This window comes from Micromonospora sp. NPDC023966 (assembly GCF_040639095.1).
Classification (GTDB): Bacteria; Actinomycetota; Actinomycetes; order Mycobacteriales; family Micromonosporaceae; genus Micromonospora.
In genome coordinates this window covers 96,780-106,427 of record NZ_JBEZZJ010000019.1, presented here as the reverse complement: position 1 = coordinate 106,427, position 9,648 = coordinate 96,780, and the positions used below count along the sequence as shown (strand labels likewise).

The 9,648-nt window shown below is 73.6% G+C and carries 10 protein-coding genes; 8 read left to right on the top strand and 2 right to left on the bottom strand.

The genetic code is table 11. From position 1 onward, the window contains the following. Positions 1-148: 148 nt before the first annotated feature. Entirely contained in the window at positions 149-766 is a 618-nt protein-coding gene (locus AB0F68_RS23265; RefSeq protein WP_357341643.1) for a DUF4126 domain-containing protein, read from the bottom strand. 71 nt (positions 767-837) lie between these two features. Between AB0F68_RS23265 and nucS the strand changes: the two genes are divergently transcribed. Then, the gene (nucS, locus tag AB0F68_RS23260; RefSeq protein ID WP_091269785.1) at positions 838-1,497 is read left to right on the top strand and encodes an endonuclease NucS; all 660 of its coding nucleotides are present in this window, start codon (positions 838-840) and stop codon (positions 1,495-1,497) included. An 18-nt stretch (positions 1,498-1,515) separates the two neighbouring features. On the opposite strand, the gene AB0F68_RS23255 is transcribed toward nucS, so the two are convergent. Beyond that, positions 1,516-3,018 (bottom strand): aldehyde dehydrogenase family protein, encoded by a 1,503-nt coding sequence (locus tag AB0F68_RS23255; protein WP_357341642.1) that lies wholly within the window; start codon positions 3,016-3,018, stop codon positions 1,516-1,518. A gap of 251 nt (positions 3,019-3,269) precedes the next feature. Here AB0F68_RS23255 and AB0F68_RS23250 point away from each other — a divergent pair, with 251 nt between their 5' ends. From AB0F68_RS23250 to AB0F68_RS23220, 7 genes are all read left to right on the top strand, one after another. Then, the gene (locus tag AB0F68_RS23250) at positions 3,270-3,728 is read left to right on the top strand and encodes an FHA domain-containing protein (RefSeq protein WP_357341641.1); all 459 of its coding nucleotides are present in this window, start codon (positions 3,270-3,272) and stop codon (positions 3,726-3,728) included. A gap of 86 nt (positions 3,729-3,814) precedes the next feature. Then, entirely contained in the window at positions 3,815-4,879 is a 1,065-nt protein-coding gene (locus tag AB0F68_RS23245) for an alpha/beta hydrolase (RefSeq protein ID WP_357341640.1), read from the top strand. Between the two features lie 125 nt (positions 4,880-5,004). Continuing rightward, positions 5,005-6,795, top strand: a complete 1,791-nt coding sequence (locus tag AB0F68_RS23240) for a 3-hydroxybutyryl-CoA dehydrogenase (RefSeq protein ID WP_357341639.1) — start codon at positions 5,005-5,007, stop codon at positions 6,793-6,795. A gap of 41 nt (positions 6,796-6,836) precedes the next feature. Further along, positions 6,837-7,331, top strand: a complete 495-nt coding sequence (locus tag AB0F68_RS23235; RefSeq protein WP_107078492.1) for a SigE family RNA polymerase sigma factor — start codon at positions 6,837-6,839, stop codon at positions 7,329-7,331. Next, a complete protein-coding gene (locus AB0F68_RS23230; RefSeq protein WP_357341638.1) occupies positions 7,328-8,374 on the top strand; it encodes a hypothetical protein in 1,047 nt (348 codons plus the stop codon). The genes AB0F68_RS23235 and AB0F68_RS23230 overlap by 4 nt, the downstream gene beginning before the upstream one ends. 70 nt (positions 8,375-8,444) lie before the next feature. After that, the gene (locus tag AB0F68_RS23225; protein WP_357341637.1) at positions 8,445-8,771 is read left to right on the top strand and encodes a hypothetical protein; all 327 of its coding nucleotides are present in this window, start codon (positions 8,445-8,447) and stop codon (positions 8,769-8,771) included. A 66-nt stretch (positions 8,772-8,837) separates the two neighbouring features. Then, positions 8,838-9,647 (top strand): alpha/beta hydrolase, encoded by an 810-nt coding sequence (locus AB0F68_RS23220; protein ID WP_357341636.1) that lies wholly within the window; start codon positions 8,838-8,840, stop codon positions 9,645-9,647. Position 9,648 lies beyond the last annotated feature (1 nt).

Here is a 9,648-nt window from a genome sequence, read left to right as displayed (position 1 = left end):
GGGCGAGGGTGACCGGCGCAGGGATCAAGCCTGACCGCCCGGAGCCGGTCACCCTCGCCCCCAGCCCCAACCGCAACCACCCCGGAGCGCACCACCCCGGAGCGCACCACCCTGCGAGCGCAATCACCCCGGAGCGCAGCACCCAGCGTCAGACTCGGAAACCAGCAGCCCGAGCAGCCCGGCGTTCGCGACGCCGCCAACGACGTCGCCGCAGGAACCAGAAGAGGAACGCCACGAACCCGAGCAGGAACGCCAGCACCAGCACCGGCAGCAGGATCGCCACCACCGACATGACCGCGCTGGTCGCGTCCTCGGCGGTGCTGGCGACCGGGGCGCCGAAGCCGGCGGTGGTCGCGTTGATGACCGGGCGGGCCGCCGACTTGAGCAGGTGGACGCCGAGCGCGATGAGCACGCCGACCACCACCGGCACCCACTGGTGTGAGGAGAAGAAGGTGTCGGGGTCGCTGACGGTGACCGTCTCCGAGCTGGAGCCGGCGCCGAAGGCCAGCCCGCCGGCGGTCGGCCGGACCACCGTCTGCACCACGTCGTTGACGTGGTCGACCACCGGCACCTTGTCGGCCACCACCTCGACGGCGAGCAGCACGGCGAGGATCAGCAGGACCCAGCCGTTGCCCAGCCACTGCCAGCCGCTCGGCAGCTTCATCAGGTCGGTGTAGCGCGCGAGCAGACCCATCAGCACAAGGGGGATGTAGGCGTTCAGGCCCGCCGAGGCGGCGAGGCCGGAACCGGTGAGGACTTCGAGCACGATCTCAATATCGCACCGGTACGCCAGTGGCGCTCGTCGGCGACCGCCGGGTGCTCCGCTAGTCTCGTCGGGTGCGGTTGGTGATTGCGAAGTGCTCGGTGGACTACGTCGGACGGCTGTCGGCACACCTGCCGCTGGCCACCCGGCTGCTGATGGTGAAGGCGGACGGCTCGGTGTCGATCCACGCCGACGACCGGGCGTACAAGCCGTTGAACTGGATGAGCCCGCCGTGCCGGCTTGAGGAGGCCCCCGGCGTGTGGCGGGTGGTCAACAAGGCCGGCGAGGAGCTGCGCATCACCCTGGAGGAGATCTTCCAGGACACCTCGTACGAGCTGGGCGTCGACCCGGGGCTGCGCAAGGACGGCGTCGAGGCGCACCTGCAGGAGTTGCTCGCCGCCAACCCGGAGACCCTCGGCGAGGGCTTCACGCTGGTGCGGCGGGAGTACATGACGGCGATCGGCCCGGTGGACCTGCTCTGTCGGGACGCCAACCAGGGCGCGGTCGCGGTCGAGGTGAAGCGGCGCGGCGAGATCGACGGCGTCGAGCAGCTCACCCGCTACCTCGAACTGATGAACCGCGATCCGCTGCTCGCCCCGGTCGCCGGGGTGTTCGCCGCGCAGGAGATCAAGCCGCAGGCCCGGGTGCTCGCCACCGATCGCGGCATCCGCTGCGTGGTGGTCGACTACGACAAGCTGCGGGGCATCGAGCGCGACGAGCTGACCCTGTTCTGAGCCGGCGGGCCGGGGTCGTCAGCGGCCCCGGCCGTACATCAGCTTGGCGGCCTTGACCAGGCGGGCGACGTCGGCCGGGGTGCGCTCGAACGTCATCGAGGGCAGCAGCGAACGGGCCCGGCGGCGGGTGATCGACTTGGCCCGGCCGAACTCGCGCAGCCCGTCCTCGCCGTGGATCCGGCCGAAGCCGGATTCGCCGACCCCGCCGAACGGCAGCGTGGACATGCCGGCGAAGGTCAGCGTCGAGTTGACCGCGGCCATCCCGGAGCGCAGCCGCCGCGCGACCGCCACGGCCCGCTTGCGGCCGAAGACCGACCCCCCGAGACCGTACGAGAGGGCGTTGGCCCGCTCCACGGCCTCGTCCACGTCGCGGACCCGGTTGACGGTCAGCGTCGGCCCGAAGGTCTCCTCGCGCACCGCGGCCGAGTCCTCCGGCACGTCCACCAGCACGGTCGGGTGCACGTACGGCGGCTGGACCGCCTCGGGGCCGCCGAGCACCGGCCGGCCGCCGCGGGACATCGCGTCGTCGATGTGCCGGCGGATGACGTCGACCTGGGACGGCATGGTGATCGGGCCGATGTCGGCGCCGTCGGGGCCGACGGTGAGCCGGCCGGCCTTCGCCACCACCTTGTCGACGAAGGCGTCGAAGACCTGGTCGACCGCGTAGACCCGCTCGATGCCGATGCAGGTCTGGCCGGCGTTGGTCAGCGCGCCCCACACGCAGGCCTCGGCGGCGGCGTCCAGGTCGGCGTCGGCGTCCACGATCATGGCGTCCTTGCCGCCCGCCTCCAGCAGCACCGGGGTGAGCGTCTCGGCGCAGGCCGCCATCACCTTCTTGGCGGTGGCGGTGGAGCCGGTGAAGGCCAGCTTCGCCATCCCCGAGCGGCACAGCGCCGCGCCGACGTCGCCGAGCCCGTGCACCGCCTGGAAGACCGGCTGCTCCGGCACGACCTCGGCGAACCGGTCCACCAGCCACTGCCCGACGGCCGGGGTGTACTCGCTCGGCTTGAACACCACCGCGTTCCCGGCGGCCAGGGCGTAGGCGGCGGAGCCGATCGGGGTGAAGACCGGATAGTTCCACGGGCCGATGACGCCGACCACCCCGTACGGCTGGTATTCCAGGTGGGCGGTGAACTCGGCGAGGATCAGCCGGGAGCGGACCCGGCGCGGCCCGAGCACCCGGCGGGCGTTACGGGCGGCCCAGTCGATGTGCTCCAGCGCGGTGAGGATCTCGACCACGGCGTCGCCGACCGGCTTGCCGCCCTCGGTGTGCACCAGGTCGGCCAGCTCCTCGATCCGGCGGGCGAGCACGCCGCGCCAGCGAAGCAGCCGGTCGCGGCGCCCGGCGAAGCCGAGCCCGGCCCACCAGTCGGCGGCGGCGCGGGCCCGCTCCACCGCCGCGCGCACGTCCGCCTCGGTCGCCACCGGGAGCCGCCCCGCCTCCGCGCCGGTCGCCGGACTGGTCGACACCAGTCGACCGTCCTCGATGAGCGGGGTCCCCGGGACATGCACAGCCGTCATGGCCGAAGTCTAGACCCGCGCGTTACTCACCGGTAGGTCCCGCGCGACCCGTACTCTGCCCAGGTCGGTGGCGCGGCGGGCCGGGCGGGATCGACGGACGTGCCGCCCGTTGAACCGGCGACGCCCGCCGAAACGGCGAACAGGAGATGGCCGCCCGGGGCCATCGGGGTGACCGCGCGGTGGTGGGAACGATTACGGTGAGGTGGCAGGCTGACGCCGCGGAGCGACGGCGGGGTGGAGGTCGACTGTCCATGGAGGAGCATCCGGAACTGATGCCGCTGCTGACGGTGTCGGGGGGGACGATGCGCGGGCTCAGCTTCCGGGTCGGCCGGGATCCACAGGTCGTCGGTCGGGCGCCGAGCGCCCACATCGTGCTGGCCGACCCGCACCTGAGCCGGCGGCACGCCACGGTGCAGGCCACCCCCGACGGGGTGGTGCTCACCGACCTCGGCTCGACCAACGGCACCTGGCTCAACGACCAGCGGATCATCGGCAGCGTGCCGCTCGCCGACGGGGACGTGATCCGGCTCGGCCGCACCGACCTGCGCTTCTTCGACCCGGGCGTGGCCCGGACCGACCCGGTCGGGATGAGCTTCATGCAGCCGCGCCGCGACCACCGGCCGACCCTCCCGCTGCCCGTCCCTCCGGCGCCCCGCACGCCGATCGAGTCGCGAGGCACGCTGCCGCTGCCCGTCGACACGCACAGCTGACCCGGAGTTCCGCCACACGGGCCGGCGGCCCCGGATGGGGGCCGCCCACATGGACCGGTTCCGGCTGGCCGTGCCAGCATGCGCGGATGCGGAGCGAGCGACACACCGTCCGGGCCAACGACATCACCCAGGCGGTCCGGGTGGCCGGGCCGCCGGACGGCCTGCCGGTGCTGCTGGTGCACGGCAACGTGTCGTCCGCCGCGTTCTGGGAGCCACTGCTGCCCCGGCTGCCGGAGACGCTCCGGGTGGTCGCCCCCGACCTGCGCGGATACGGCGAGACCGACACCGCTCCGGTGGACGCCACCCGGGGCCTCGACGACTTCGCCGACGACGTGGCCGCCCTGCTCGACGCCCCCGGGCTGTTCGCTCCCGGCGCCCGGCCGGTGGTGGTCGGGCACTCGCTCGGCGGCGGGGTGGCGATGCGGCTGCTGGTCGACCACCCGGACCGGGTGGCCGGACTGCTGCTGGCGGCGCCGGTCTCCCCGTACGGCTTCGGCGGGACCCGGGACCTCGACGGCACCCCCACCACACCCGACTTCGCCGGCACGGGCGGGGGCACGGCGAACCCCGACTTCGTGGCCCGGCTGGCCACGGGGGACCGGGGCGCCGACGGCCCGACCAGCCCGCGCAACGTGCTGCGCTCCGCGTACGTGGCCGACCCGGCGTCGCTCGGCGCGGACGAGGACCTGCTGCTGGAGAGCATGCTGACCACGGCCACCGGGGACGACAATTACCCCGGCACGGCGGTCGCCTCGGCGCACTGGCCGGGGACCGCGGCGGGGCGGCGCGGGGTGCTCAACGCGCTGGCGCCGGCCCACTTCCGGCTCGCCGACGAGCTGGTCGCCGTCCCGGCCAAGCCGCCGGTGACCTGGGTACGCGGCGACGCCGACGTGATCGTCTCGGACACCTCGCTGTTCGACCTGGCGTACCTGGGGTCGCTCGGGGTGGTGCCGGGCTGGCCGGGGGAGGCGGACTGCCCGCCGCAGCCGATGGTCGGCCAGACCCGGGCGGTCCTCGACCGGTACGCGGCGGCCGGCGGGACGTACCGGGAGGTGGTGCTGCCCGGCTGCGGGCACAGCCCGCACCTGGAGCGGCCGGCCGAGTTCGTCGCCGAGCTGCTGGCGCTCGCGGGGGTGCCGACCGGGGTCTGACCGACGCGGTGCGTGAAATATCCCACGGCGTCTCGACAACGCAGCGTCACATGGCAGACTCCGGCGCATAACCTTAGCCGCCGTTCATGTCGGCAACGGCGGAGTCAACCAGGGGGAGGCCGGTCGTGGCGCGCGAGTTCACCAGGGTGGGTGTGGTGGGTCTGGGCACCATGGGTGCCGGCATCGTCGAGGTGTTCGCCCGCAACGGCATCGACGTGACCGCCGTCGAGATCTCCGCGGCCGCCCTGGAGCGCGGCCGGGTCACCCTCACCGGCTCGACCGACCGGGCGGTGGCCAAGGGCAAGCTCGCCGAGGCCGACCGGGACGCGCTGCTGTCCCGGGTGGACTGGCAGGTCGGGCTGGACGCCCTGCACTCGGTGGACCTGGTGATCGAGGCGGTGCCCGAGCACCTGGACCTGAAGCAGCGGATCTTCGCCGAGCTGGACCGGGTCTGCAAGCCCGAGGCGATCCTGGCCACCAACACCTCGTCGCTGAGCGTCACGGAGATCTCCGTCGCCACCACCCGGCCGAACCAGGTCATCGGCATCCACTTCTTCAACCCCGCGCCGGTGATGAAGCTGGTCGAGGTGGTCCGCACCGTGGTCACCTCCGCCGACGTGGTGGCCGACGTGGAGGCGCTCTGCGAGCGGCTCGGCAAGGTCGACGTCACCATCAACGACCGCGCCGGGTTCATCGCCAACGCGCTGCTCTTCGGCTACCTGAACCACGCGGTCAGCATGTTCGAGTCCCGGTACGCCACCCGCGAGGACATCGACGCCGCCATGAAGCTCGGCTGCGGCCTGCCGATGGGCCCGCTCGCGCTGATGGACCTGATCGGCCTGGACACCGCGTACGAGATCCTGGACACCATGTACCGGCGCGGCGGCCGCGACCGCCGGCACGCCCCGGTGCCGCTGATCAAGCAGATGGTCACGGCCGGCCTGCTCGGCCGGAAGTCCGGCCGCGGCTTCTACACCTACGAGCGGCCGGGCTCCCCGGTGGTCGTACCCGACGAGCACACCCCGGTGAGCACGGGCGCGGCGCTCGCCGACGGCGCCCGGGCGATCGCCAAGGTCGGCGTGGTCGGCTCCGGGACCATGGCCACCGGCATCATCGAGGTCTTCGCCAAGGCCGGCTACGAGGTCATCTCGGTGACCCGGGGCGCGGAGAAGTCCGCCAAGGTCTGCGAGACGGTCAAGACCTCGCTGAACAAGGGCGTGGTGCGGGGCAAGCTCAGCGAGACCGACCGGGACGCGGCGCTCGGCCGGGTCACCTGGTCGGCGACCCTGGACCACCTGGCCGACGTCGACCTGGTGGTCGAGGCCGTGGTCGAGGAGCTGAGCGTCAAGAAGGCCCTCTTCGCCAGCCTCGACGAGATCTGCAAGCCGGGCGTCGTGCTGGCCACCACCACCTCGTCGCTGCCGGTGATCGACGTGGCGATGGCCACCCAGCGGCCGGCCGACGTGATCGGCCTGCACTTCTTCAACCCGGCGCCGATCATGCCGCTGGTCGAGATCGTGCGGACCATCCGCACCTCGGCGGAGACCACCGCCACCGCCCGGGCGGTCTGCGCGGCGCTGGGCAAGACCGGCGTGGTCTGCGGCGACCGGTCCGGCTTCATCGTCAACGCGCTGCTCTTCCCGTACCTGAATGACGCGGTGAAGATGCTGGAGGCCAGCTACTCCACCGCCGACGACATCGACTACGCCATGAAGCTCGGCTGCGGTTACCCGATGGGCCCGTTCGAGCTGCTCGACGTGGTCGGCCTGGACGTCTCGCTGGCCATCCAGCGGGAGCTCTACCTGGAGCTGCGAGAGCCGGGCTTCGCCCCCGCGCCGCTGCTGGAGCACCTGGTCACCGCCGGCTACCTGGGCCGCAAGAGCGGCCGCGGTTTCCGCGACCACACCCAGCGCTGACCCGGGTCAACAGCCGGCGCCCGTGACGGCGTCTTCAAGGCGTGACCTTCGAGGAGTACGTCGGCAGCCGCGGCCCGGCCCTGTTGCGCCTGGCCCGGCTGCTGACCGGCGACGAGCACCGCGCCGAGGACCTGACCCAGGACGTCCTGGCTCGCGCGTACGTGCACTGGCGGAAGATCGCCCGGGCCGACCGGCCCGACGTGTACGTGCGGCGGATGCTGGTCAACGCGAACACGTCGTGGTGGCGCCGGCGGTCCAGCCGAGAGCTGGCCGTGGACACCTTCGCCGAGCGGCCCCAGCGCGGTGACCTCGGCGGCGAGGCGGCCGACCGGGACGAGATGTGGCGGCTGATCCGCGCCCTCCCCGACCGCCAGCGCGCCGTGCTGGTGCTGCGCTACTACGAGGATCTGGACGACGCGACCATCGCCCAGATCCTCGACTGCTCGCCGGTCACCGTCCGCACCCACGCGATGCGGGCGCTCGCCCAGCTCCGGGAGCGCTGCGGCGTCCCGACGACGAAGGGGAGCCGGCCGTGACCGACCTCGACCAGCGAATCACCTCGGTGCTGCGGGAGCACGCCGAGGGGGAGACCGACATCCACCGCCTGCTCCGGGAGTCCCGCGCCCGGGGCCGCCGCCGGCAGCTGCGCCGCCGGACCGCCACCGGCACGACCCTGGCCCTGGTCGGGGTCCTCGGCTTCGTCGGCGTGAGCGGCGCGGACCTCAGCGGGCTGTCCGGCCGGCTGCCCTGGGGCGCGGCCTCCCCGGCCGTCGCCCCGCCGGTGCCGCCCCGCGCCGACGGGGTGCCCGGCGCGGTCGCCGACCCCACGCGGGTGGCCACCGACGCGCAGGTGCTGCACTTCGGGGTCGACCCGGCCCGCGCCCGCTACCTCGGCTGGGGGATCCGGCAGAACCAGGTGGAATCCGTCCGGTTCACCGTCGGCGGCGGGCCACCCGTCCTGGTCGAGGTGAGCCGCTCCGTCGAGTTGCTGAGCCGGGGGGGCGTGGACGGTTTCACCTTCGACGCCGTGGAGGAGCCGCTGCCGTTCGACGGCACGGTCCGCGAGGTGCCCGGCCAGGCAGGTGGACTGATCCTGTCGTGGCGCCCGGTGAACGGCCTGTACGCCCGGGCGAGCACCGCCGGCAGGGACCGGACGGCGCTCCGGCGGGCGGTCGACGCGCTGCGCTGGAATCAGGCGAGACGGTGCGCGGGCCCGTTGCGGCTCACCGCCCTGCCGCCCGGGGCGACGCTGCTGGACTGCGACGTGGACGCCTCCGCCTTCCCCAGCGGGGTGAACGCGCGGTTCACCCTCGTACGCGGGCAGGACGCGACCATGCGGGTGAACTTCGATCACGCCAGCCAGCTCGCGGGCAGCCGGACCGAGGGCAACCGGACCGTCGACGGCCGGTCGGCCTACCTTTATCCCGACGGCACCAGGCTGGAGGTGCTCGGGATCCCGAAGGCGCACCTGATCGCCACCTTCGGCGGATTGGACAAGGGCTTCACCGAGGCCGACGCGACGGTCGTCCTGGCCGGGGTGCGGGTGGCCGACGACCTGACCGACCCGCGGACCTGGTAGGCCACGGGGTCCGCCGGCCGGGCCGCCCGACCCGGGGCGGTCCGGCCGGCGGACCGTACGCTTGGTGACCGTGAGTCCCCGTCGCAACCGTCCCCGCCGGGACGACACCACCCACCTGGACGCCGAGCGGGCGCGCCAGGGCGTGCCGACCGTCCAGCAGTGGCGTGACGGTGACTGGCAGGTGCGCGGCATCGCCGGCGGGGCGTCGGCCAAGACGTACCGGTGCCCCGGTTGCGACCAGGAGATCCGCCCCGGGGTGGCGCACCTGGTGGCCTGGCCGGCCGACGACCGGGGTGACCTGACTGACCGCCGGCACTGGCACAGCGGCTGCTGGCGGGCCCGGGACCGGCGCGGGCCCAACCTCCAGCGCGGCCGCGGCGCCCCCCGCTACGGCTGAGCGACCTGGATCACGCTGTTTTCGCCCCGGCGGGCGACGCGGGCGGCGGCGCGGGAGACTGGGAGGGTGAGCAAACCGATCCGTGCCTCGTCGATCCTGCCCGGCCGCCGGGAGGACATCGAGCTGCACACCGCCGACGGGCTGAAGCTGGTCGGCGAACTGGCCCGGCCGCTGGAGCGGGAGCCGGTCGCCACCCTGGTCTGCCTGCACCCGCTGCCCACCCACGGCGGGATGATGGACAGCCACGTGTTCCGCAAGGCGGCCTGGCGGCTGCCCGCCCTGGCCGACCTGGCCGTGCTCCGGTTCAACACCCGGGGCACCAGCAGCGTCCGCGGCACCAGCGAGGGCGCCTTCGACAACGCGGTCGGCGAGCGCTTCGACGTGGCCGCGGCCATCGAGTACGCCGAGTTCCACGAGCTGCCCAACATCTGGCTGGTCGGGTGGTCGTTCGGCACCGACCTGGCGCTGAAGTACGGCTGCGACCCGGCGATCACCGGAGCGATCCTGCTCTCCCCGCCGCTGCGCTTCTCCCAGCCCGAGGACCTGACCGTCTGGGCCGAGTCCGGTCGGCCGCTCACCGCCCTGGTCCCCGAGTTCGACGACTACCTGCGCCCGGAGGAGGCCCGGCAGCGCTTCGCGGCGGTGCCGCAGGCCGAGGTGGTCGGGGTGGCCGGCGCCAAGCACCTATGGGTCGGCGACGCCGAGACCGTGCTGAACGAGATCGTCAGCCGGGTCAACCCGGCGGTGCCGGTGCCGCTGCCGACCACCTGGGACGGCCCGATGGAGACCGGCGACGTCAGCGCCTACGCCGACCGCACGGTGGCCGCCTTCGCCGACACCCCGGTGCCCGGCCCGGCGCAGCGCCGCGCCGGCTGAC